Annotated in this window: 18 protein-coding genes and 1 tRNA gene; 6 read left to right on the plus strand and 13 right to left on the minus strand. The window is 60.7% G+C overall.

What is annotated here, in order from left to right:
- Window positions 1–17 precede the first annotated feature (17 nt).
- On the minus strand, window positions 18–650 hold the full coding sequence (locus JNL55_RS21010; protein ID WP_293858369.1) for a hypothetical protein: 633 nt from the start codon (window positions 648–650) through the stop codon (window positions 18–20).
- Complete coding sequence (locus JNL55_RS21015; protein ID WP_293858372.1) at window positions 623–1,228, minus strand: RNA polymerase sigma factor; 606 nt, start codon at window positions 1,226–1,228, stop codon at window positions 623–625. Before JNL55_RS21015 ends, JNL55_RS21010 begins: the two co-directional genes overlap by 28 nt.
- Before the next feature lie 101 nt (window positions 1,229–1,329).
- On the opposite strand from JNL55_RS21015, the gene JNL55_RS21020 reads away from it, so the two are divergent.
- Window positions 1,330–1,416, plus strand: a tRNA-Leu gene (locus tag JNL55_RS21020).
- A 25-nt stretch (window positions 1,417–1,441) separates the two neighbouring features.
- On the opposite strand, the gene JNL55_RS21025 is transcribed toward JNL55_RS21020, so the two are convergent.
- Window positions 1,442–1,867 carry an ORF6N domain-containing protein gene (locus tag JNL55_RS21025; RefSeq protein WP_293858419.1) on the minus strand — a complete coding sequence of 142 codons (426 nt, stop codon included), beginning with the start codon at window positions 1,865–1,867 and terminating at the stop codon, window positions 1,442–1,444.
- A 153-nt stretch (window positions 1,868–2,020) separates the two neighbouring features.
- Here JNL55_RS21025 and JNL55_RS21030 point away from each other — a divergent pair, with 153 nt between their 5' ends.
- The 4 genes from JNL55_RS21030 to JNL55_RS21045 are packed head-to-tail and all read left to right on the plus strand — an operon-like array spanning window position 2,021 to window position 5,398.
- On the plus strand, window positions 2,021–3,751 hold the full coding sequence (locus JNL55_RS21030; protein ID WP_293858375.1) for a DUF885 domain-containing protein: 1,731 nt from the start codon (window positions 2,021–2,023) through the stop codon (window positions 3,749–3,751).
- Complete coding sequence (locus tag JNL55_RS21035) at window positions 3,748–4,740, plus strand: phytanoyl-CoA dioxygenase family protein (protein WP_293858378.1); 993 nt, start codon at window positions 3,748–3,750, stop codon at window positions 4,738–4,740. The genes JNL55_RS21030 and JNL55_RS21035 overlap by 4 nt, the downstream gene beginning before the upstream one ends.
- Before the next feature lie 44 nt (window positions 4,741–4,784).
- Window positions 4,785–5,084: a hypothetical protein gene (locus JNL55_RS21040; RefSeq protein ID WP_293858381.1), complete on the plus strand. Its 300-nt coding sequence runs from the start codon at window positions 4,785–4,787 to the stop codon at window positions 5,082–5,084.
- The gene (locus JNL55_RS21045; protein ID WP_293858383.1) at window positions 5,084–5,398 is read left to right on the plus strand and encodes a helix-turn-helix domain-containing protein; all 315 of its coding nucleotides are present in this window, start codon (window positions 5,084–5,086) and stop codon (window positions 5,396–5,398) included. The genes JNL55_RS21040 and JNL55_RS21045 overlap by 1 nt, the downstream gene beginning before the upstream one ends.
- Here the strand turns inward: JNL55_RS21045 and JNL55_RS21050 are convergent.
- From JNL55_RS21050 to JNL55_RS21085, 8 genes are all read right to left on the minus strand, one after another.
- Window positions 5,384–7,477, minus strand: coding sequence for a PAS domain S-box protein (locus JNL55_RS21050; protein WP_293858386.1), 2,094 nt, complete (start codon window positions 7,475–7,477; stop codon window positions 5,384–5,386). The genes JNL55_RS21045 and JNL55_RS21050 overlap by 15 nt on opposite strands.
- A gap of 119 nt (window positions 7,478–7,596) precedes the next feature.
- The gene (locus JNL55_RS21055) at window positions 7,597–10,470 is read right to left on the minus strand and encodes a TonB-dependent receptor plug domain-containing protein (RefSeq protein WP_293858389.1); all 2,874 of its coding nucleotides are present in this window, start codon (window positions 10,468–10,470) and stop codon (window positions 7,597–7,599) included.
- 149 nt (window positions 10,471–10,619) lie between these two features.
- Window positions 10,620–13,838, minus strand: coding sequence for a TonB-dependent receptor (locus JNL55_RS21060; protein ID WP_293858392.1), 3,219 nt, complete (start codon window positions 13,836–13,838; stop codon window positions 10,620–10,622).
- A gap of 73 nt (window positions 13,839–13,911) precedes the next feature.
- Window positions 13,912–14,907: a FecR family protein gene (locus JNL55_RS21065; protein WP_293858395.1), complete on the minus strand. Its 996-nt coding sequence runs from the start codon at window positions 14,905–14,907 to the stop codon at window positions 13,912–13,914.
- On the minus strand, window positions 14,897–15,472 hold the full coding sequence (locus JNL55_RS21070) for an RNA polymerase sigma factor (RefSeq protein WP_293858398.1): 576 nt from the start codon (window positions 15,470–15,472) through the stop codon (window positions 14,897–14,899). Before JNL55_RS21070 ends, JNL55_RS21065 begins: the two co-directional genes overlap by 11 nt.
- A 124-nt stretch (window positions 15,473–15,596) precedes the next feature.
- Window positions 15,597–17,012: an amidohydrolase family protein gene (locus JNL55_RS21075; RefSeq protein ID WP_293858401.1), complete on the minus strand. Its 1,416-nt coding sequence runs from the start codon at window positions 17,010–17,012 to the stop codon at window positions 15,597–15,599.
- A gap of 141 nt (window positions 17,013–17,153) precedes the next feature.
- Window positions 17,154–20,396 (minus strand): amidohydrolase family protein, encoded by a 3,243-nt coding sequence (locus JNL55_RS21080; RefSeq protein WP_293858404.1) that lies wholly within the window; start codon window positions 20,394–20,396, stop codon window positions 17,154–17,156.
- A 56-nt stretch (window positions 20,397–20,452) separates the two neighbouring features.
- Window positions 20,453–22,534 carry a TonB-dependent receptor gene (locus JNL55_RS21085; protein ID WP_293858407.1) on the minus strand — a complete coding sequence of 694 codons (2,082 nt, stop codon included), beginning with the start codon at window positions 22,532–22,534 and terminating at the stop codon, window positions 20,453–20,455.
- Between the two features lie 249 nt (window positions 22,535–22,783).
- Here JNL55_RS21085 and JNL55_RS21090 point away from each other — a divergent pair, with 249 nt between their 5' ends.
- On the plus strand, window positions 22,784–23,866 hold the full coding sequence (locus JNL55_RS21090; protein ID WP_293858410.1) for a LysR substrate-binding domain-containing protein: 1,083 nt from the start codon (window positions 22,784–22,786) through the stop codon (window positions 23,864–23,866).
- A gap of 26 nt (window positions 23,867–23,892) precedes the next feature.
- On the opposite strand, the gene JNL55_RS21095 is transcribed toward JNL55_RS21090, so the two are convergent.
- Complete coding sequence (locus JNL55_RS21095; protein ID WP_293858413.1) at window positions 23,893–24,705, minus strand: right-handed parallel beta-helix repeat-containing protein; 813 nt, start codon at window positions 24,703–24,705, stop codon at window positions 23,893–23,895.
- The coding region (locus tag JNL55_RS21100; RefSeq protein WP_293858416.1) for a hypothetical protein at window positions 24,690–24,890 on the minus strand (201 nt) is incomplete at its 5' end. The genes JNL55_RS21095 and JNL55_RS21100, both read right to left, overlap by 16 nt.

Below are 24,890 nucleotides of genomic sequence, written 5' to 3' on the forward strand. Positions count from 1 at the left end.
GCTTGGTACTCCTAGTATCAAAACCAGAGCGCGCCGGCTTCCGCGTAGCGCACCTTCACCAGCGAATCCATCAATTCCACGCGCTCGCGCCACAACTGCCGCGACTGCGCTTCGCTCAAATCGCCTTCGGGCGCACTGGAGAGCTGGAAGTCCAGCCACTGAATGCGCTGCTCGATCGTGTCGATGGTCGCGGCCGTGGACACGCGCTCGATGCGAGGCCGATCGGGCAGCTTGCGCAGGAGCTGTTCGAGTTCCTGCGACTGAGCGACCAACTCATTTACATGCGGGATCGCGTCCTCGACCTGAGGCACCACCTGCGCCAACTCGGCAGCCGCGTCGGCATTGCGCCTGTCGGCATAGCCCGTGACCAATGCGATTACTGTCAGAGTGATCGCCGCCGCGGCCGCGGCCGCCAGCCCGACCCGATGCGGCCGCAGTCCGCGATTATGTTCAGGGACGGTTTGACGGATCCGATCCCACGCCAGCGCTGGCGGCTCGAACTGCGGCAACGCCTGCAATTCCCCACGGATCGTGGACAGGCGCTGTAGCTCACCGGTGCAAATCGGGCAGGCGCGGACGTGCTCGGCCACCTCTGCCGGCACCGGCTCGGCGTCCCGCAGACTCAACAAATGCTCGATACGTGCGTGCATGACGATGATTCCGCCGGTTGCTCCAACAGCTCGCGCAAACGGGCATGCGCCCGCGACAGCTGCGACTTCGAAAAGCTCGCCGTCCGTCCCAGCAAGCGCCCAATCTCCGCGTGTGTGTAACCCTCTACGTCGTGCAGCCACACCACACTGCGCGTCAGCGCAGGCAAGGTAGCCAAAGCACGCTCCACGTCGGCACTCGCCGCGGCCTGCGCATCCGGATGCGACGCCGTGTCCAACAGCACCACTGGCGCGGTCGACTCGTCATCGTCGTTATCCATGTACAGCAGGCTGCGATGCCACGGCGAACGCAAGTACATCAAGCACTTGCTGACCGCGATACTCCTCACCCAACCGCCGAAAGCCCCCTCCCCGCTATACGCTCCCACGTTGCGGAGAACCTCCACGAAGGTCTCTTGGAACAGCTCGTCGGCAATGGCCGCGCGCACCACCAGGCGCCGGATCAGGGAATAGATGGGCCGGCGACAGGCCAAATAGATGACCTCATGGGCCCGCGCCTCGCCCGCCTGGGCTGCCCGGACCACTTCAGCGGCGACCTCGATACCCTGAAAGTGCGACATCGTCAGGTTGGATGCCGCCCGCGACCAAAAGGTCGCAAAAAAGTGGTTGTGGCCGGCCCGCGACTATCCGCTATAATCGCCGCCCTTCGTTTCCCCCCGTAGCCGGTGTGGCGGAACTGGTAGACGCAGCGGACTCAAAATCCGCCGCCCTTAAAAGCGTGTGGGTTCGATTCCCTCCACCGGCACCATCTCCCCCGCGGGAAACGTTCGAGCTCAAAAGTCGGCAGTAAAGCCGATGCCACGGCGACGCGGGGCCGGCGGATTCATAAGCTCCTGGATGGCCTTCAATATTCCCGTGATCGCCTGATCATGAGTCGCGAGCTTGCGCTCCAACTCAGCAAACTTCCGCGCCAGCTCTCTGTTGGAAGCCAACAAATCGCGCAACTGGACGAATGCCCGCACCACGTGGATGCCCATCGTCACGGCGCGCGGTGAGTTCAAAACGTTGGCCGCTTGAATCGCTCCGTGTTCGGTGAAGGCGTACGGCAAGTGCTTCACGTTGTAGCCCCGGCTGAGTTGGAACATGAAGTCTCCGGGAAACCGATCGGCGTTGCGCTTCACGGCCTCGTTGAGCCGGCCGGTCTTCACGCCGTAGATCGCTGCGAGGTCGCGGTCCAGCATGACTCGAAGACCTAGCATTAAAAGGATCAAAGAGCTCGCGCCGCCCACCGCGATAGTGATCCGTGAAGCGCACGCACCCGAGTTACGCCAAAGCACCGCCACTGTTACGATTCCGCGATCAACTTGCATGCGAGGTGAGTCGTGAGGACACGGAACACGTCAGTGGTGACAATGGCCATTGCGACCACACTGTGGGCTGGCGTTGCAAACACAGCCGAGCAACCGACGCCACCGACAAACGCCATAGCCGCCCGAGTAACAGCGCTCGCGGACAGTTACGTGGCGGAGTACGCCAAGACGTTTCCAGAAGCGGCGACGTTCAGCGGCATGACGCTCGAACATCACGATGGTTTAACAGATAACTCGCTCGCGGCACTGAAGCGCTGGGAAGCGCAAGAAGACAGTTGGGCCAAAGAACTCGCCAAGATCGATTCGGCGCAACTATTTGGTAAACCGGAATGGGTGGCGCTGGGCTTCTTGAGAGAAGCCGTGGAAGCGTCACGGCAGTTGCGAGTTTGTCGTTATGAGTTGTGGCCAGTGAATCAAATGGCCGGCTGGCCCTATACCACCACTCAGCTGGCCGCGATTCAGCCGGTGGGCTCCGAGCAGGCGCGCAAGGAAGCACTGGCTCGGTGGGGCAAGTTACCGCGTTACTTGAACAACGAACTGGACAATCTTCGCGAAGGGCTGCGCACCGGCTACTCCACACCGAAGGCGAATGTGCAGCTGGTCATCGAGCAAATAGATCAAATGCTCGCCAAGCCGGTCGAGCAATGGCCCATGTTCGACCCGGCGACGCGCGATGAATCGCCGGAGTTCAAAAAGGCTTGGGCCGAGCTGCTGAGCAAACAAATCAAGCCGGTGGTGGAACGTTACAACCAGTTCTTGAAAACCGAGTACCTGGCCAAGGCGCGCGAAGCCATTGCGGTCACCGCCAATAAGAATGGCGAGCAGTGCTATCAAGCGTCGTTCCGCAACTACACGACGCTGGATCGCCCCGCCAAAGAAACGTTCGAGCTGGGGCGTCGCGAAGTGGAGCGCAACCTGGCGACGGCGCTGGAGATCGGTAAGAAGGACCTGCAGGCCAACGATCTACCGACCCTGCTCCAGCGTTTGAAACAGGACCCGACGAACCATTTCACCAGTCGTGACGAACTACTCAAGTACGCGCAGTCAGCAGTGAGCCGCGCGAAGGGTCACATGTCGAAGTGGTTCGCGCGCGTTCCCAAGGCAGAGGTCGTCGTCGAACCCTATCCCGACTTTCTAGAGAAAGGCGCGAGCGACAGCTATTGGCCCGCCGCCGAGGACGGCAGCCGGTCGGCGATGTATCGGATCACGCTCTATTCCTATGCCGAGACCACGCGCGCGAACGCAGAGATCACAGCGTTTCATGAAGCGTATCCAGGCCATCACTTGCAGATCGCGCTGGCCGTCGAGCGTCCCGCGGCACACCCGATCACACGCTTGGTCGGCAACTCAGGATTTGTGGAAGGCTGGGCTCGTTATGCCGAGGGGCTGGCGGAAGAAATGGGTTTGTATACTTCCAAGTACGCGCTCGCCAATCGACGTTTGTGGCCGGCACGCGGCATGATGATCGACCCAGGCATTCACAGGCTGGGCTGGACACGAGAGCAGACCATGAAGTTCGCCACCGAGAGCGGCCGCTTTGATGCAGAGACCGTCAAGTCGTTGGTCGATCGAGTCGCCATTCTGCCCGGCCAGCTCACCGCCTACGACACCGGCGCGCTGGAGTTCTTCGCGCTTCGCAAACAAGCCCAGGAAACATTGGGCTCACGCTTCGACATTCGCGAGCTCCACACCGTGCTGCTGGAGAACGGTTCAGTAACGCTGCCCATGCTGCGTGAACACGTGACACACTGGCTGAAGAGCAAATCACAATGAGCCAAGCGCATCGCAATCCCCTGCCCGGCGTGCCGGCGGTCGAGTCGCCGTTCTTCGACGACATTTTCGTGCCCGGGAACTGCAGCGCCGAGGAACTGCGCATCGCCAAGGATTTGCGCGACAACGGTTACGCAGTGTTCGACTTTCCGGATGCGGACATTCAGGCCAAGGCTGAACGGATCAAGTCGGCACTACACGGCCGCTATCCTTGGACGCAATGGCGCAGCGGCAAGGCCGACATGCGCGTACAGGACGCATGGAAAACGAATGACGACGTCCGCTCGGTCGCGATCAATGCAGGCGTGCTGGAGTTGCTCAGCAAGCTGTACGGTCGGCAGGCCTGGCCGTTTCAAACCTTGAACTTCCCGGTCGGCACCGAACAACACTTCCACACCGATTCGATTCATTTCTCGTCGGTGCCGGAACGGTTCATGTGCGGCGTGTGGCTGGCGTTGGAAGACATCGGCCCGGAGCAAGGTCCGCTCGAGTACTACGCCGGTTCGCATCGCTGGCCCATCTATACCAACGAGCACGTCGGCTTCGTGCCTCGCGATGGCGTCAACGATCAAAGCACGTATCACGAAGTCTGGCGGCGACTGGTCGAACGCACCGGCGTGCGTCGCGAACAATTTCATGCTCGTAAAGGCCAGGCGCTCATCTGGGCATCCAACCTGCTACACGGCGGTATGCCTCATCTGGATAAATCCAAGACGCGTTGGTCGCAAGTCACGCACTACTACTTCGAGGACTGCGCGTACTACACACCGATGCACTCGGATCCCTTCCGAGGCCTGGTGGCATTTCGACATCTGACGGATCTGCGAACTCTGCGGCCGGTCATCAACTCCTTCAGCAACAACCGCATTCCGCCCGCCTTCCTCAAGGCGTCTCGTGCCGGCTTCGAACCGTTCGCGCGGCTACGTCGCAGCTACAACCGATTTCGTCGAAAGCTGGCCCGACGCTCCGGTGGTGAGCGCGGGATGGAATAATCCCGCATCACTAATCTGCGTTATAGCGCAGATTAGCTGACCAAATGACCAATAACATGCATTATTTTGCATGTTATGTGGCTAGAGCTGTACATCGCGCACATGACTGGACAGCGGTACTCACGCGATTGCACGACCGCAACGAAGATCGTCGTGCACGAGGGTTACGCACCGTTATCGATGTCGAGCGAATCGCAAGTTCCCTGCGAGAGTGGGCCGACACTATCGCGCAATTACCGACGATCATGACGGAATGCGAGGTCGACGCCGCCCTCGTTGCACAGCGCAAGCCGGAGATCGAGCGCTTGGCCACCAGCCTGAGTAAACTCCAAGGAGTGCGCTGATGCGACGTGTGCATCGATCTTTGGATAGCGACCGCATCTCCGAGTTACGCGAGCAGCTGAACTCGGAGATTCCACCCTCCGACCTGGCCATCGGCGACGTGATTCGGCACATGCGGCTGATCACCAAAAAATCGCAGAGCGAATACGCCAAGCTGTGTGGAGTAGCGCCCCGAGCACTGGCCGACGTCGAATCCGGCACTGGCAACCCGCGCTTGAGCACGTTGCAGGCGTTACTTAGACCTTTCGCGTGCGACGTGGGCGTGGTGCGCCTCTCCGACGAGGAGTTGCGTAAGAGACGATCAAGCGTCCAGTAACTGCCGGATGCGCTCAGCCAGTTGCGAGCGATTGAAAGGCTTGGTCAGCAGTTCGGCATTCTCATCCAGCTGACCCTGTTGAAACATTGCATCCTGCGCGTATCCCGTGGTGAACAACACTGGCAGTTCGGGGCGCACCAAGCGGACCTTCTCGGCGAGCTCGCGACCGTTCATGTGCGGCAAGCCGACGTCGGTAAATAACAAACGAATTTCCGGATGAGCATCGATCAGCCGTAGCGCCGACGGACCGTCGGCGGCGTACAGTACCGAGAAGCCCAGCTCCTCCAAACATTCGATGCTGTACGAGCGGACGTCTTCCTCATCCTCGACCACGAGCACCGTTTCGTTGCTGGCGCCGCGAGGCGCGTCGCGATGGCGCTCGGGCCGAACCGTCGATTCCGCATCGACGCGCGGCAGATAGATCTTGACCGTGGTGCCGTGGCCGACCTCGCTCAGCAGCTTCACCGTACCGCCGGATTGTTTGACGAAGCCGAACACCTGGCTCAATCCCAACCCCGTACCCTGTCCCACCGGCTTGGTCGTGAAGAACGGATCGAAGGCACGCGCGATCACTTCGCTGGACATACCGGCGCCGGTGTCGGTCACGCAGATCACAGCGTGCAGGCCAGGCTCCAAATCCCCCAACCGCAACGCTTCGTCGGCATTCACGTCGACCTGGTGAGTTTCGATGCTCAGCGTGCCCTGGCCCTCCATCGCGTCCCTGGCGTTCACCGCCAGATTCAGCAACGCGCTTTCCATCTGATTGGCATCGACGCTCACCTGACCCACACCGGCACTGAGCCGCGACTGCACTGAGATGCCTTCGGGCAAGGTGCGACGGATCAGCTCGAGCAAAGTGGTGACGAGCTGATTCACGCCGGTCGGTTTCGGATTGAGCGGCTGTCGGCGTGCGAACGCGAGCAGCTGATGCGTCAGAGCGGCAGCACGCTCGGCACCTCGCGACGCGTGCTCGATCGCACGCTGCGAGCGCTCGTCACCTGCAGCAGAGCGACGCTGCACGGTATCGAGATTGCCCAGAATCACGGTGAGCAAATTGTTGAAGTCGTGCGCCACGCCGCCAGTGAGTTGACCGATGGCTTCCATCTTCTGCGCCTGATTCAGCTGTTCTTGAATCAGCCGCCGCTCGGTCATGTCGCGAGTCACTTTGGCGTAGCCCACCAGCTGCCGATCCGGGCCGTAGATCGGATCGATCAACACGCTGGCCCAGAAACGCGAGCCATCCTTGCGTACGCGCCAACCCTCGCCTTCGAACTTGCCGGCGCTGGCGACCAGACTCAGCGAGCGCGCCGGCAAGCCTTTGGCGCGATCCTCTTTGGTATAGAACTCGGAGAAATGACGACCGATGATTTCACCGGCGCTGTAACCCTTGATGCGCTCGGCGCCAGGATTCCATGACGTCACACGACCGTTCGCGTCGAGCATGTAGATGGCCGCATCGGTAACGCCGGCCACCAGCTGCGCGAACTGCCGCTCCGCCCGGGTCAATTCTTCGGCAAGGACCAGCGCTTGTCTCTGCAGATTTTGGTTCAGCTCCCGCAACTCGCGCGCGACGCGGCCACGCTCCAGTGACTCCCAACAACGGCTGGCCACCAGTTGCACCAGATCGACCTCTTCCTGTCGCCAGCGCCGCGGCCGAATTTGATGAACCGCCATGGCGGCCGAAAACTTTCCCGCCTTCAGCAACGGCACGCAAATCACCGAACGGATCTGCATGTGGCGGTAGCTGGCCAGCACACTCTGACTGCGCGGGTCGGTCTCGGAGTCTTCGACGATATACGGCTGACCGAGCCGCATCAGGCGCAAACACTCGGCGCCGAACTCGGAGAAGCGATAGCGACCGACCGCGCTGGGCACGCCGTCGTTGTAGTCGCCGGTCAGGTTGAATGTGTCCAGGTCGCTTTCGACGTCCGCGTAGGCGCAGCGGTTGACCTGTAAGTGCCGGCCAAGGGCGCTGGCCGCCGCCTGCACGATCTCGAGCGCGTCCAGCAACGGCCGGATGGTCTGATCGAGCGACAGTAAGAATTCGTAGGGTGCGGTCGGGGGCGGCACTTCTCTCATTAGCCGCCCATATGCCATTTGCGTTCCGGCCGTGCAAGTACACACGCCAGGCCGACGGAGGGACGACGGGCCGGGTAACTCCCCAGCCCGTCAGCAAGTTCCCTAGCTAGGTGAACCGCCTAGAACTTGACCGTCGCGCTCACGTGCAGGAACCGGCCCAACATGTCGTAGTACCCGTCCACCGTGTTGAAGTAGTTGGTGGAGATGTTGAGGCTGACCAGCGGCGGCTCCTTGTCGAGGATGTTGTTGACACCCGTGACGATGCTGATGTTGTCGCCGACCGCGAAGGTGCCCGACAAGTCGAAGAAGCTCTGCGCGTTGATGCCGGCGTCGATACCCGAGCTGGCGCCCGGATTGTCGACCGCACCGAAGTAACGCCAGCTCAGCGTCGTCGACCAGAAGCTGTCCGAAGCGTAGGTGGCCCCGAAGGTGTGGCGCCACTTCGGCGTCGGGAAATTACAGTTGCTGCTGTACAGCCCTTCGCACGAGAAGCGCGAGCCCGACACGCCTTTGACGTTCTCCTGGAACTTCTTCAGGAAGCGGCTGCCGTTGAGCGAGAACCGCACGTCGCCGGCGCCGATCGGCAGCGCATAGTCGAAGTTGAGGTCCACGCCGCGGTAATGCCAGGCGCCGAGATTGGCGTTGGTGGCCGCGATGTAGCCGCCCGAACCGCTCAACAGATCCAGCCACAGGTTGCCGTCAGCGGCACGATTGATGAGACCGCACAGCGACGCGTCGCCAGTCAGGGCGCACTGGTTGAGGGCGGTCGACGCACCCACCGTACCGATCACGTCATCGATCTTGATGTCCCAGTAATCGATGGCGATGTTCATCCGATCCAGCGGCGAGATCACCAAGCCGAGGGTGATGGTATCGGCCTGCTCGGGATCCAGGTTCTGGTTGCCGCCGGTCAACTGGTTGAACTGGCCGACCGGATTGGCGGTGACCGAGCCATAGCGGCTCGGATCCACGCCAGTGCGCGCACACTGCTCAGCCGAATACAGCGGAGTGGCACCGGCGCAAGGATCGGAGCCGTTCCACAGACCATTCGACTGTGGCTCGAACAACTCAACCACGTTCGGAGCACGCACCGCGCGGTTGAAACCGCCGCGCAGTTTCAGTTCCTGAGTCGGCCGATAGTTCAGACCCGCCTTCCAGGTGCTCTGGGTGCCGGACAGGTTGTAGTCGGAGTAGCGATAGCCGAGCTCGGCCGACAGATTCTGTACCCACGGCAAGTTTTCGACCAACGGCACCGCGGCTTCGACGAAGAACTCAGTCACGTCGTACGAACCCTTGGTGTCCTGCTGTTGCGTGCGACCCAGAATGTCGCCCTGCTTCTGCGGATCGTCGAAGTAGGTGCCGAATGTTTCTTTGCGGTATTCGGTACCGAGCACCAACGCGACCGGATTGGCTGCCGAAGGAATGGTCAATGGCAGATCGCCCGAGACGAACGCGCTCGTGACATACGTGCTCGCATCGCCATCGATGTAGTGATCGCTGGTCATGTAGTCCAGCGCGGCCTGCGTAACGCCGCCTGGTGTGAACACCATGTAGGGCTGGCAAGCGCCGCCGGAGACGCAAACGATGTTGCCGTTGATGTCGCGAGTGAGGTTCACGGCATTCAACACGCGACTACGCACGAACACATTCGTGCCCTGCTCGGAGCTGGTGGTGTTGCCGTACAGGAACGACACGTCGTAACGCCAGTTCGACGTGATATCGCCCTTCAAGCCGGTGACGGCGCGGAACGAGTTGTAGACCTTGTCCCAATAACGCGCCTGGCCTTCCACGTTACGCTTGTACAGATTGACGGTGAACGTGTCGGTGGGCGCCAGATTCAAACCGCCAGCGCCGCAAATCTCGGCCGCTTGTCCGGCGCTCAGGATTGGGCTGTCGCAACGGATGGTCGCAGGCATACCGAACGTCGCGGTCTCGTCGTAGTAGTTACGAGTGTCGGCTCGCATGAAGTTCAACTCGAAATACGCCTTGGCGTGGTCGTTGATTTCGTAGTTGACGAAGGCACCGGCGCGCAGGCGCTTGGCCGGGTGGCGCATCGACAGGTTGTTGCCCCAGTTGGCCAGATTGTTGTCGTAAGGCACCAGGCTGCCGTTGTCCGCGAGCATCATTTCGGCATCCAGCTCGGGGAAGTAATAATTCGGCCGGCCGGCTTCGAACGAGCCGCTACAAGTTGCGTCGGAACCGAGTGCGCAGGAGGTGTAGTCACGCGCGCTCATCCGCAACAACGAGCTCTTGTCAGCACCGAGATAAGCGGTGACGTGACCGGCACCGTCAGCGAACTTGCCGCCGGCCGCGATATCGATCTTGTACTGCTCGCCGTCGAAGGAATTACCTTTGGCGTACCACTCCTCGCCACGCGCATCCATCGCACGCGACACCATCCTGTTGTCGTTGTTGTGCTGGAAGGCCGAGGCGCCGGTAGAAATCTTCAGACCTTCGAACTCCGTATCCATCACGAAGTTGACGACGCCAGCGACGGCGTCCGCGCCATACACCGACGACGCGCCGCCGGTCAGGATTTCGACGTTCTTGATCAAGCCGGGAGGCACCAAGCTCGGATCGGGAGCAGCGCTGCCGTAACCACCCGCTTGCAAGCGGCGGCCGTTGACCAGCACCAACGTACGCTGCGAACCCAGGGCGCGCAGATTGACGAAGGTTCGGCCCGACTCGCTTTGCTCAGTGCGCAGCTGAGGCATGTGCATCAGCATTTCTTCGGTGCGGATATAGCCACGCTGTGCGATCTCGACTTCGCCGAGCACCGACACAGGACTGACGGCTTCGATGTCTTTACGAACCAAGCGCGAGCCGGTGACCACGACTTCCGCAACGGTGTCGGAGGTCGCTGGCGCGGCGGATGTCGAAGAGGGTGGCTCCGCTGGCCCTTGGGCTTCAGCGGCCACTGCGTTGAAGTGAGCCAGCGTCGCGGTGACCGCGAAGGCGAGCAAATTATTCCGGCGGGTAAATTTTTTCAGCATCTCGACAACCTGTGACTCGGGTCTTCATTGACCTGACACAGGGGTGTCGATCCGCCATCGGAATTCCGGCAAGCGAAATGCGAGGCCGGGGTGCACTAAGCAACCCCGGCCCCAAATCTTCAACTTACGTCAGGAGACTCCCGGCAAGTTTAGAACTTGACCGTCGCGCTCAAGTGCAAGAACCGACCCAACATGTCGTAGTAACCATCCACGGTGTTGAAGTAGTTGGTAGAGATGTTGAGGCTGACCAGCGGCGGCTCTTTGTCGAGAACGTTGTTCACGCCGGCAACCACGCTGACGTTGTCCGCAACCTGGAACGTGCCCGACAAGTCGAAGAAGTTCTGCGCGTTGATGCCCGAGTCGATACCGGTCGTGACCGCCGGATTATCCACTGCACCGTAGTAACGCCAGGAAACTGTGGTCGACCAGAAGCTGTCCGAAGCGTAGGTCGCGCCGAAGGTATGGCGCCACTTCGGCGTCGGGAAGTTACAGTTGGCGCTGTACAAGCCTTCGCAAGAGAAGCGCGAACCGGCCAGACCTTTGACGTTCTCACGGAATTTCTTCAGGAAGCGACTACCGTTCACCGAGAACTTCACGTCGCCAGGACCGAACGGCAAGCTGTAATCCATGCTCAGGTCCACGCCGCGATAGTGCCAGGAACCCAGATTGGCGTTGGTGGCCATGATGTAGCCGCCCGAGCCGCTCAACAGATCCAGCCACAAGTTGCCGTCCGGAGCACGGCGAATCAGGCTACACAGTGACGCTTCGCCAGTCAGCGCGCACTGGTTGAGAGCCGTCGACGCACCCACCGTACCGATCACGTCCTCGATCTTGATGTCCCAGTAATCCAGAGTGATGTTCATCCGATCCAACGGCGACAGCACCAGGCCCAGGGTGATGGTATCGGCCGTTTCCGGATCGAGCTGCGGATTACCGCCGGTGAGCTGGTTGAACTGACCCACCGGATTGGCGGTCACCGAGCCGTACTGGCTCGCCGACACGCCAGTGCGTGCGCACTGTGCAGCGCTATACAACGGGTTGGCACCGGCACAGGGATCGGAACCGTTCCACAAGCCGTTGGCTTGCGGGCGGAACAACTCGACCACGTTCGCCGCACGCACCGCTCGGTTGAAACCGCCGCGCAACTTCACTTGCGAGATCGGGCGATAGTTCAAACCCGCCTTCCAGGTGTTCTGTGCACCGGACAAGTTGTAGTCGGAATAGCGGAAGCCGAGTTCCGCCGACAGGCTCTGCACCCATGGCAAATCTTCGATCAACGGCACCGCCGCTTCGACGAAGTACTCCTTGACCTCGTAGGCACCATTCACGTCTTGCTGACGCGTGCGGCCGAGGATGTCGCCCTGCTTCTGCGGATCGTCGTAGAACGCACCGAAAGTCTCCTTGCGATACTCGGCACCGAGTACCAAGGCAACCGGGTTGCGCGCCGTCGGCATCGTCAGCGGCAGATCGCCGGAGACGAAGGCGTTGGTCACATACGTGCTGGCGTCGCCGTCGATGTAGTGATCCGAGGTCAGATAGTCGAGCGCGGCCTGCGTGATGCCGCCCGGCGTAAAGACCATGTACGGCACGCAAGAGCCGCCGGACACGCACACGATGTCGCCGTTGCCGTTGCGAGTGAGGTTCACAGCATTCAACAGGCGGCTGCGGACGAACACATTCGTGCCCTGCTCCGAGCTGGTGGTGTTGCCGTACAAGAACGACACGTCGTAGCGCCAGCTGCCGGAGATTTCACCCTTCAAGCCGGTGACCGTGCGGAACGAGTTGTAGGTCTTGTCCCAGTAGCGGGCATCGCCTTCGACGCTGCGCTTGTACAGGTTGACGGTGAAGCTCTGAGTCGGCAGCAGATTCAAACCGCCGGCGCCGCAGATCTGCGCGGCTTGGGCCGCGCTCAACAGCGGGCTGTCGCAACGGATGCTGGCCGGCACGCCGAAGGTCGCCGTTTCATCGTAGTAGTTACGAGTTTCGGCGCGCATGAAGTTCAGCTCGAAGTACGGCTGCGCATGCTCGTTGATCTCGTAGTTGATAAAGGCACCGCCGCGCAGACGCTTGGCCGGATGACGCATCGACAGGTTGTTGCCCCAGTTGGCGAGGTTATCGGTGTACACCGACAACGTGCCGTCGTCCTGCAGAGTGCGTCGACCCACGGGGTTCGCGAAAATGAAATTCGGATCGCCGGCTTCAAGCGAACCGCTACAAGTCGCGTTGGCAGCGAGCGCGCAAGAGCTGTAGTCGCGCGCGTTCATGCGTAACAACGAGCTCTTGTCGATGCCCAGGTAGGCACTGATGTGGCCGGCGCCGTCCATGAATTTGCCGCCCGCCATGATGTCGAGCTTGTACTGTTCGCCGTCGAAAGAATTGCCCTTCGCGTACCAATTCTCGCCACGCGCATCCATCGCACGCGTCACCATGGTGTTGTCGTTGTCGTGTTGGAAGGCAGACACGCTGCCGGTCATCTTCAGACCTTCGAAGTCGGTGTCCATCACGAAGTTGACGACACCCGCGACCGCGTCGGCGCCGTACACCGACGAGGCACCGCCGGTCAGGATCTCGACGTTCTTGATCAGGCCAGGAGGCACGATGCTGGCGTCAGCAGAGGCGCTGCTATAACCGCCCGACTGCAAACGTCGGCCGTTGACCAACACAAGAGTACGCTGCGAACCGAGGCCACGCAGATCGACGAACGTGCGACCCGATTCGCTCTGGAAGGTCTGCAGCTGCGGCATGTGCATCAGAATTTCTTCTGTGCGGATGTAGCCGCGCTGAGCGATCTCCACTTCACTGAGCATGGTGATGGGGCTCACCGCTTCGATGTCTTTACGCTGGAGTCGCGAACCGGTCACCACGACTTCAGCGAGACTGTCGGTGCTTTCCGCCGCACCGGCCGCCGTTTCGGCTGGAGCCGGCGCTGTTGCGCGCGCATCGCTTGCAGTTTGTTGATAAGCGGCATTCACCATGCTCGCCTGCGCCAGACGGATCGGACGCACCGGCCCCATCGTCGTTTCATTCGAATGGCCGTTCGCGGCACGCGGCGTGCTGGTGATCAGCAGTGCGTTGCCCTGCTCCTTGATGATGAGCTGCGTGCCTTCGATGAGTTTTTCAAACGCCGCGCGCGGCTCCATGACGCCGCTGATGCCGGACGTGCGCAAGCCTTGCAGCTCACGGCTCGGATAAACCACATCGACATTGAGTTGTTTGCCGAGCGATTCCAGTGCGTCTTGCAGGTTACCTGCAGAAACATTGACCGCTCTTGGTGCATCGGCCAACGCCGTTGCTATATTGAAGTGCGCTAGTGCCGTAGTGACGGCGAAGGCGACCAGAGTGTTTCGAATCGTTTGCGTCTTCAGCATGCATAAACCCCATTGCTCGGTTCTTGTTGACCGCACGCAATGTCAGTCGAGCGAGATTCGAATTTCCGGCAAGTCAATTTGCGCGCAATACGATGCGCTCCTCTTCCACCGCTACTTGAATGGGAAAACCTTCCGACAACAAATTCGCGAACGCCTCGGGTTGCGTGGCGCGAAAGATGCCGCCGATCTGCAAGGCTCCGACGCGTTCGTCTTCGATCACCAGCTTGCGCGTGTTGTAACGATTGAATTCGTCCACGGCATTCGCTAAAGGTGTATCGCGGAATGTGAGCACGCCGGCGCGCCAGCTGAGCGTGCGCTCGATATCGGCAGGCGCTTCGGTTTGCACCAGCATGTCGTCGCGGCGCGCGCGCACGATGGAGCCAGCCTTCAACGGCCCAGGCGGCGGCACATTCTTGGCGGCCGTTTCCATACGCACCGTGCCTTCCGAGACGACCAATCTCATTTCATCGCCTTCGCGACGAACCGAGAAGGCCGTGCCGACGGCGATGACGCGTTTGTCGCCTGCCACCACCACGAACGGCCGCTTGGAATCTTTGGCGACTTCGAAGAAAGCTTCGCCATGTTTGATCTCGACGCGCCGTTCGGCTTCGCTGTACGCGACTTCTACCTGACTATTAGTATTGAGCGTCAGACGCGAGCCGTCGTTCATCGGCACGTGCTGCATGCCGCCGACCACGGTGACATGCGTACCTTGCGGCAATTGCAGAGCCTTGAATGCCACCACGCTCGCACCGACTGTCAGCACGATGGCCGCAGCTAGCGAGCGCCAACGTAATTGCCGGTCGGCGAGTTGCGGCCGCTGCGGAGGTGCAGCGACGCTTGGTACTGAGGCGATAGGAGCAGGCGTAACGGCTGTGTTGCCGACCAATGCCTGCAGGCGGCCGGTCTCCTGCCACGCGGCGTTCAATCGGTAATAGGCCACTCGATGACTGGCGGATTCCGCCAACCATTGTTCGAGCGCAGCCGCATCCGCATCGCTCCACGTTTCCGAGTCGCGACGCGCGATCCATGCAGCGGCGGCTTGCTCACTATGTTGTCTACTCTCCATGTTGGGGCTCAACCGGTCGCACTGATTCCTCGTCGATACGTTTGGCGCAGCTCGGCGCGGTGCCATGCAAAGCATTCGCCAGCAAGGCGATCCCGCGAACCAAGTGACGCTCCACCGTGGCCTCGGCAATGCCGAGCCGTTCGGCGATCTGCTTTTGCGACAAGCCTTCCACACGCTTCATCCACACTACTTCCCGGCAACGCGGCGGCAGCCGGTCGAACAGCCTGGACAGCCGTTGCACCTGTTCCCGGCCAGTCGCGCGACGTTCAGGGGAAACCTCATCTATGAGGACGTTCAAGGAGTCCACATCCTCCAACAAATCGATAGCGACGATGCGCTCGCGGCGTACTCGGTCGATCAGCAAGTGCCGGGCGACGCCGAACAGGAAGGCACGGGGTGAGTGCGGCAGCTTGCGCTCCGCCCCCTCCAGCACACGCACATAGATGTCGTGCCGGATGTCTTGAACGTCGTTCTGATTGAACCAGTTGCGCGCGAGGAACCGCACGAGGGCGGCCTCGTGAATCAAGATCTCGCGGCGGAACCAGTCCTCGAGTGTTTCTTGCACGGCTTGGACCATACCCGGACGGCGGCCAGACATACAGCAAATCAGCCCGGCCACTTAGCAAAACAGATCGCTTGCAGGATCTGCTTCGCTCGTTCGACTTAGTTAAAATGCCCGGTAAAAACCCTCAACGGGCGGGCAGCTTGTGCAGGCGGCGCGCGTTGTCCGCCAGGATCATTTTGGCGTAGCGCACGGCGTCGTCCTTGGTCAGCACGCCGTCGTCCACCAGCACCGCCATGGCCTTGGCCACATGCTTCTTGGCCCACTTGGCGCCCAGATAAAAGAACTCGGGCACGTGATAGGCATCGCTGCCGTACATCACTTTGGACAACGGCGCGGTTTCGAAGGTCTCCAACAGCCGCTGATACAAGCCGCGGTTCACGAACGGCGCCATGATGGACATGTCGTACCAAACGTTGGGGAAGATGTGCGACATGTACGCCGCTTCGGCATGGTGCGGAAAGCCTGCGTGCAGCAGCACGATCTGCACCGGCTTTTGCGGGAACTCGACCGGATAGCGCACCACGTTTTCCAGCTTGTACGGATAGTGGGTGCTGATCTTGTCCTGGCCTTCGCCATTGCCGGCATGGATGTGCAACGGAATGTCCAGCTCGTAAGCCACCGCGCAGGTTTCCCAGAGCAGGAAGTCCTGCAGGGTTTTCCAGAACGCGGGGCGCCAGGTGCGATCGTAAATGCGCTGCTTGTCGGCTTTGGACAGCTTGCGCCACTGTTCCCACGCTTGTTCGCCCTGCGACGGCGTCACCGGCTCGACGTCGGCGCCGCTCAGTTTGACGATGCCGGACTTGATCGCGACGCCGCCGTCTTCCTTGGTCAGTTTCTTCAACTGCGCGCGATACTTGGAGACCAGATCGGCCACCGGAATGTCTTCGTCCAGGAAGCGCCAGGCGCCGGCGGTGACCACGTCGTACACCTTCATCTTCAAGGCCTTCTTGAAGTCTTCTTGCTTGGGCTCGGGCAGAGTCCATGCACCCAGCGAGCCTTGCACCAGCGCGCCTTCCAGCTGGGCGTCGCCGAACATGTCGTTCACGTAGCGCCAATAGTTACCGCTGGTGTACTCATTGCGAGCGGCAATCACGTCCTTGAGCGTGGGCTTACAGCGCAGGAACACCGCCATCTCTTTGGTGAGCGCCTCGACAAAGGTGGTGGAGCGCATCTGTTCGACGACTTCGTCGAAGCGCTTCTGGATGCCGTACTTGCGGTCCAGGCGTTTGCGTTCGTCCGGGTCGGCGGCCCGCCATTGTTCGTAGACGGTTTTGTCCTGACCCGGCTCGGCAGGGAAATACGCGTCCAGCATCCAGGCGCTGAGCGCCAGCGTTTCCAGGAAGATTTCTTCGGTGACCGGCGCCAACGCCGGGAAGCCATGCGAGTGCACGTCGAGCACTGGCACGGTTGCCAACGCTTCGATGAGTTCGTTGGCGGTGTTGCCGGTGGCGCGCTCAGCCGCGGCTGCCGGCTTGTTGGCCACTACCCCTGCGGCACCCGCAAGCCCCAACAGAGACATGATGTGTCTGCGATTGAACAACGCCTTCTCCCCGTGTCGTGTAAGCGAACGCGGGGAACAATACGTGCTGTAACTCGCAGCGCCAAGCGCTACCAGCGATCGACAACTCGGTTGCAGGAAACCACCGAGTCGTTCGACGTAGATAAGTTGGGCTGAGTAGGCTTACGGTTCAGCCCATGCCTCGTTCCAATCGATGCCCTTGTAGTCGGCCAGTTCCCAATAGAACTTGCTGCGTGGCCGGGCGTGATTGCCCACCTCATCCAAAGTGAGCGAATCGTACAAACGCCCGTTGAGCATGGTGTAACGCACCGAGTTGGCGTTGGCCACATTGTCGAGCGGATTGGCGTCCATCACGATCAGGTCGGCGAGCTTGCCCACCGCCAGCGAACCGATCTGCTTTTCCAGTCCCAAGGTGGTTGCGCCATTCAAAGTCGCCGCACGCAGAATATGATGATTGCTCATCCCGCCCTGAGCCAGCAGTTGCATCTCCCAATGCATGGCCAGCCCCGGCACCTGACCGTGCGAGCCGACATTCACCCGCACGCCTGCTTCATCCAGCTTCTTGATGGAGCGCGCCACGGAGTGGATGCCAATCTCATAGACTTCTTCAGCCGCGTGAATACCCGTCATCCCACGCACGTGCGGAGGCGCTGAGCCCCGCAGCCCAAGCGGGCTGTAATGACTGATGGTCTTCTGCACGAAGCGCCGGATCTTCGGATCCTCCCAGGCGCGCGTGTTCTGATACATATAATTCTCGCCGTACAACTCGCCGAACAGCACGACCAACGTCGGCGTGTTGGCAACGCCGCCCCGCCCCATCAGCTGCACCACGTCGTCGTAGTAGTTGGCCACCGAGATGCTGTGCTCGACGTTGGTGTGACCGTCGAGATAGCTATTGATGATGTTGTAGTAGCCGTCACCCTCGATGTCGACCATCACATTGAAATCGCGCCCCGCCTTGACCAACTGCTGACGCTGGCTGCGTGACGGCTGTTTGTAACTCTTGATGACGATGCCGCCGAGCGCACGCTTACGCTCCATGACCACACGCGCGTCGTCGTAGTTCGAGATCGGCACATACTTGGCGCTCGGCGTCTTGCTACGGCCGTAGATCACATGGCCGCTTCCGATCCAACGCGGGCTCACGGTGATGCCAGCACGATCAGTCTCACCGCTCTCGTAGCTGTTGACCTCGGAGCTGTAGGGATCGAAGTTGGTGGTCACCCCGAACGCGAGCGCGGCGTAGCGACCGGCTTGCTTTTGAGGCAACAGGCCTTCGCCACCCGAACAGCATTCGATATGGCCGTGCATGTCGATCAAGCCCGGCATCACGGTCTTGCCAGCGACATCGATGACCTTCGCACCCGCGGGAATCGCCACGGCGCCTGTTTCGCCCACGGCGACAATGCGATTACCGGTCACGACCACGGTGCCGCGTTCGATGATCTGATCGCCTTGCATGGTGATGACTCGGCCATTGGTCAAAGCCAACGTGCCGGAGGGAACATCGGACGCGACCTCCAGCCCCAACGTCGCATACGACTTCGGCGGCGACGCCCCGTTAGCAAACATCGCGGCAACATCGACGCGATACAACGACGGACCCAGCACCCAATGCAATGTCTTCGAATCAACGGACCAGGCCAAAGCCTGACCGCCCAACTCGGTCAGCGCTGCAACCGGCATTGCTTTGTTAGTCGCAGTGACCAGCATCGGTGTGCCCGTCTCGAGGTACGGCACCACGTAGTACTGCTGCAGCTCACGGAACGCTATCCAACGCAGATCTGGGCTGACGACGACGTCGAGCACGTCGGAGTTCGGCGTGTAAGCGTGCAAGCGTTGATCGAAGCCTTCGATGTTCACGCTGTGAAGCTGAGTCGACACCTCGCTATCACGCTTCGTGACAGTGAAGTAGATGCGCTTGCCATCGGGCGAGAACATCGGCGTCTCGCCATCGTCCGCGACACGATGTGACTGGCCACTGGCGATATCGACCCAGTAGATGCCGGCCTTCGCACCGTACCCGCCAAGATTCTTGTCGCCGGTTTGAATGCGATAGACCACGCGCTTGCCGTCAGGAGAGATGGACGGTTGACGCACGACGCCGCGGCTCTTCACCAGCGTCTTCGCGCCACGACCGCCAGCAGCACTGATACGAAGCGCACCGCCGCGCTCGTCATGCCACTCGACGAAGGTCAGTTGTTTGCCATCGCGCGAATACATGGGCTCGTACTCGAACGCGTCGCCTTTAGTGAGTCGCACTGGCGTGCCGTTCGGCAGCGGCTTGGACCACAACGCACCCAGCGAATTGAACACCAAGCTGTTGCCATCGGCTGCCGGCGCCAGCTGACGCACGATGCGCACCGGAAATTTGTCCGGCGCCAGATCGTTCGAAACGCGCAGCGGCTCAGTCACACGATGCTTGGCCAGCACACGAAACGGAATCTCCGTCGCTGCGTGCCCTGCCTGCGCGTCCACACCGGTATCCACACGCAGCAACTTGCCCTTGCCCCAGATGGCCACGTGACGATTGTCCGGAAACCAATCGAAGCGTGGGAAGTAGCCGGTCTGCAGCCAGTTCTCGGCTTGAGCATCGCGATCCAAATCATCGAACACCGGACGCTGTCGGCCGGTCTCGGTATCATAGACGAACAGCACCGTCTTGGTTTTCACGCGACGAACGAAGGCGACTTGCTTGCCGTCGGGAGAGATCTGCGGCGTGGTCGCACTACCGAAGCCTTGCAACAGCGATTCGGCTTCGCCGGTGCTCAAGTTCCGCCGCTTGATGGCGAAGTTGATGTGGTTGGCGTCGATATATGTGAACGGGTCGTTGAGTCGCTCGGTGTAATACAGATAGCGACCATCGCTGGAGAAGCGCGCTTCCTGCACGTCGCGCTGATTCTTCGGCCGATCCACCAGCACGCGTCCTGCGCCGCCAGCCACATCGAACAAGCGGATGTCGGACGTGTACATCTCGGCTTGAACATTTGAAATATGAGTAACGGCGACGGTACGGCCGTTCGGCCCCCACGTCGGCGACGCCAGAATGTCGACCTTCTCATGCGTGATCTGCCGCGGCGAAGAGCCGTCGACATTCGACACCCACACGTTGGAGACGCCGGTGATGTCGCTGAGATACAGCAACTGTTTGCCATCGGCGCTAAAGCTCATCGCGGTTTGAGTCGCTGGCCCGCCGTGCAGCAACGTCGCGTCGCCACCGGTCACGGGCAAACTATAAATATCGCCGAGCAGATCGAAGACCAACGTCTTGCCGTCGGGACTGACATCGACACCCATCCAGGTGCCTTCGGTCACTGTGAACTCGACGTCTTTATAAGGTTGGCCGGTGTTGGCGATGTCCCAGTCGGCAGCCATCGCCCCAGTGCTACACAGGAGCGCCAGCACGGCGCTCCTTACTCGTCGTTGAATCACTCTCGCCCCTGCAGTCAGCAAAATTGATATCAGAATTTATAGCCGACCTTGAAGCCAATGGCGCGCGGCCGCGTGCGGTTGGCATTCAGGAAGCCGAAGTTCGGATCGATCCACTTATTCTGGTTGGTCAGATTGGAACCGAACAACTCGACCCAGGCCGCGCCGATTTCCAAACCGACGCGAGCATCGACCAGGCTGATCGGCTCGGTCCGCTGCGGCAGGTTGGCCGCCGGATAGTTGGAACGCACCACCAGCGTCACTTCATCGCGATAGCTGTAGTCGACGCGCGCATAGCCAGGCAGCGAGCCCACATCGAAGCCGTAGTTGGCACCGGCAGTGAAACTGAACTTCGGTGTGTAATCCATCGGATCGCCCGGCAGGTTGGTGGCGCTGGTGGCATTCACCTCGGTGATCTCGCTGTCGATGTACGCAGCTGTGGTGTTCAGCGTCAGCGCATCGGTGGCACGCCAAGTGATACCGCCTTCGAGACCTTTGACCTCGGCCTTACCCACGTTGCTGGTCAGCTGTTGCAGCGGCGGAGTGCCGCCGGGCACGAACACCAGACCACGACGCAGCATGTCCGAATAGTCCGTGTAGTAAGCAGCCAGTTCGATCTGCGCACGCCCATCGGCGATCAAACCCTTCAAGCCCAGCTCGTAGCTCCACACTTCTTCAGGCTGATAGTTCGGCTGGATGCCGCGATTGAAACCGCCTGTGCGGAAGCCCTTGCCAGCACTCACGTACACATTCATGTCATCGGCGACTTTGTACGAGGCATACACACGCGGGTCGAACGAGTTGAACGAATCCTCTTCGCGCAACGAGCCGTCGAAAGTCATTTGCTCATCTTCGAAGTAGCGCGCGCCCAGGCCGAGTTGCAGGCGTTCGGTCAGATCGTAAGAAACATCCGCGAACACCGCGTAAGATTTCCATTCGTCGATGTCGAGGTAGTAGTAAGTCGGATCGACGGTGCCGTTGTACAAGGTGTCCGAGTACGATTCGAACTTCTTGTCCAAGGTGCGGTAGTAGGCGCCGAAGGTCCAGGAGAACGGTCCGTCGCCCGTGGACGCCAGCCGCACTTCTTCAGTGAACGAACGCGCTTTCCAGAAACGTTCGTCGTTGCCTTCCAGCAGATTGTTGAAGTTCGTCTCGGGGCCGCCCTTGTAGGCATACGGCGAGACCTGGCTGTGATCGACGTACGAGCTGGAACTCATCAGCTGCGCGCCACCCAGATCGTAAGTCAGTGTCAGGTTGTACAGATCGTAGTCGTACTCTTTGGGCACCAGCACTCGCGCCGGATCGATAGCGACGAACACCGTGCGATCGGCGTTCTCATAACCCTGGCCGAGCTTGCTCTCGTTACGATGGATGACCACCATGGCCTCGGCGGTAAACGCATCGCTGAGCTGCCACAGCGCCTTGCCGCGCACGTTGACCAAATCCTGATTGTTGCCGTTCTTGATGCCGGCCTCGGGCTGATCCTGCCAACCGCCGCCCTGCTCCAGAGTCGCGGCCAGACGTACGGCGAATTTATCCGTAATCAGCGGCAGGTTGACCACGCCGGTGAACGCTTCTTTGCTGTCGCCACCGTCGATGAAGCTCTGCGAGGCTTCGACGCGGCCACTGAACGCATCCAGTTCCGGCTTCTTGGTGATGAAGCGAATCACACCCGCCACCGAGCCTTGACCGTACAACGTGCCCTGCGGACCTTTGAGCACTTCGACTCGTTCCAGATCGAGCACGCGCGAATCGAGCTGTTCGATGCCGATGGTGAGCGGTGCTTCGTCGAGATACACGCCGACCAGCGCATCGCTACCGTACAGGTTACTCATGCCTCGCATGAAGATGACGTTCTGACCCGGGCCATCCTCGTGCATGGTCAGGCCAGGCACCGCAAAGGACAGATCCTGCGCCGAGCTGATGCCGCGTTGTTCCAGATCAGTACCGCTGATTGCGGTAATCGACACCGGCACTTCGATCAAACGCTGCTCGCGCTTCTGCGCTGTTACGGTGACCTCCTCCAGCACGGCCTCCGACTGCGCCAACGTAACCGCCGGTTGCACCGCCGCTGCCAACGACACCGCCAGCAGCAGCTTACTTTCTTTGAACATTCTCTCTCCCCATGTTGGTTTAATCGAGGCACACCCCGTCGCTGTCATTTATAGTCAAAGTCGGCACATCGCCGCGCTGACAAGCCCGCAACACCGGTGTGAGCCGCACACCACCGCAAGCCGCAACGACAGCCTTGCGCAGGAGGTGACGAATCGGCACCATGCGTGAGACGGATACGCAGCTGCCAGCCACGCTCCGCATATCTCCATGGAGGTTTCAGCATTGCCCCTGACGGGGTGAGGTGATCCGTGCGTACAGTTTCCAGTGTCAGTGCTTCCGCCAACGCTGCCGGCAGCACTCACAGCCCCGCTAGCCCTGCCGATAAAGATCACAGCTCGTTGGCCATGAACGACGAAGCGCTGCGCGCTCGCATGCCCAGCTCGCAGTTGCTGTCCCGGCGTGCGTTGCCGCCCTTCGAGACCTTACGAGCCTTCGATGCCATCGCCCGGCTGGGCGGGGTGCGTAAGGCCGCTCAGTACTTATGTCGTGACCATGCCGTGGTCAGCCGCCATTTGCGTGCCATCGAGGATTGGACCGGCACCAAATTGATTCAGCGGACCGCCGCCGGCAGCGTACTGACCGAGGATGGCATTCGCTATCACCGGGATATTGCCAGCGCGTTGGATATCATCGCCCGCGCCACCGTGGATTTGATCAAGCGCGGCGACAACCGTTGCCTGCACATCCGTTGCATGCCGGGCTTTGCCTTGCATTGGCTCTCGGGCCGGCTGGGCGATTTCGAGAAATCCAACCCCGGGCTGGACGTGGAACTGCAACCGGCCAATCGCAGCCCCGAGTTCCTGTCGCCCGACACCGATATCGAGATTCGGCTGGTCGGCACCTACCGTGCGCCTCTGCAAGTGCCGCCGCATTTACGCAGTGTAGAAATCGCCCGGGTGCCCATCATCGCCGTGGCCAGCCGCGCTTATCTGGCCGGCGCACCGGCGCTGCGCGAGCCGCGCGATTTGTTGAAGCACCAGTTGTTGCATGAACAGGATTCGGACGGCTGGCGTCGTTGGCTGGCCGCCAGCGGGGTCAGTGAAGAAGGCGAGCTGCCCGGGCCGCGCCTGTGGCAAGGCCATTTGACGCTGGAAGGCGCGCGCTTCGGTCGAGGCATCGCGTTGACCAATTCATTGATCGCCGCCGAAGACATGGCTGAAGGCCGGCTGATCGATGTCGCTTCTCAAAAGCCTGCGTTCGCCACGCAGACCGGCATCTATCATTTCATCTCGCGCGCCGATCGTTGGCAGTCGCGGGTGATCGAGCGCTTCCGGCACTGGCTCACCGCGACCATCGCCAAAGAGCACCCGGAGATGGTGCCCTCCAACTGAGCCCAGGAATGAGCCCAGGAGTGAGCTCAGTTCGGCTCTTCGAGCAGCACTCGGCTCGCCGCCAGCGCGTTGACGTTGCCTAGCTTGTTATCCGCAACCTTGGTTCGGGTCGCGAACACCGCGGCCTGCTGATTGCCGTACAAGCCGTAACGCGCATTGCCCTCGACCGTCGAGCCGGTGATGTGCGCGGCTGAGCTGTCGTAGGCCGTGATGGCGCTCGAATCGTTGCCTCTCACCACAGAGTTGCGCAGACGCAGATAGGCCGTCTCGTGCAGCCACACACCGACGTGGCCGTCGAGCACTCGCAAGTTCGTCACGTCGAGCTGGGTATCGCCGCGACCGCTCAAACCCATCTTTTGAAACTTCTCGATACTGACGTCATCGATACGGACTTTGCTGTCGATGGCGAAGATGCCATGGCCGTCGTAGATATCGTCTTCTTCGATGGCATAACGAAAACCCGAGATGCTGAGATGACTGAGGCTCACCTCGGCATTACGAATGACGATGGCTGAGGTGGGCAGCTTGTCGTTACCGGCAAGCACTACGCCAGGCTCGCCGACCAGAGCCACGTCCTTGTCGTCGATGACGACGAACGCGCGCACCATCAGATCGCGAAACGGCACGTCTTGATACGCCACCGGCGTGTAACGACCAGCACGAATCCGAATCGTGTCGCCATCTGCAGCGCGCGCGACCGCTTCAGGAAGCGCTTTATCGCCCTTGAAATCACAGTCCGCGGCCTTCGCAGCCGCCGGGCAAACCGTCCAGGTCTTGGCGACACAAACGTTTGCTGTAAGCGCCAGCACTGCCGCCAACGCTACTACTGCTCGGCCCATGACTTCTCCCAATCGATGTTGTTCGGTGCGCGATTTGCTTCCCAGAAAAACTTGCCGCGCGGCTTAGCGTAATTGCCGATCTCGTTCATGGTGTTGGCGTCGTACAGACGGCCGTTGACCATGGTGTAGCGCACGCTGTTGCTGTTCTGGATGTCTTCGAGCGGATTCTTGTCCAGCACGATCAG

Origin of the sequence: Steroidobacter sp., assembly GCF_016790065.1 — a bacterium.
In the GTDB taxonomy this organism is placed as follows: Bacteria; Pseudomonadota; Gammaproteobacteria; order Steroidobacterales; family Steroidobacteraceae; genus Steroidobacter.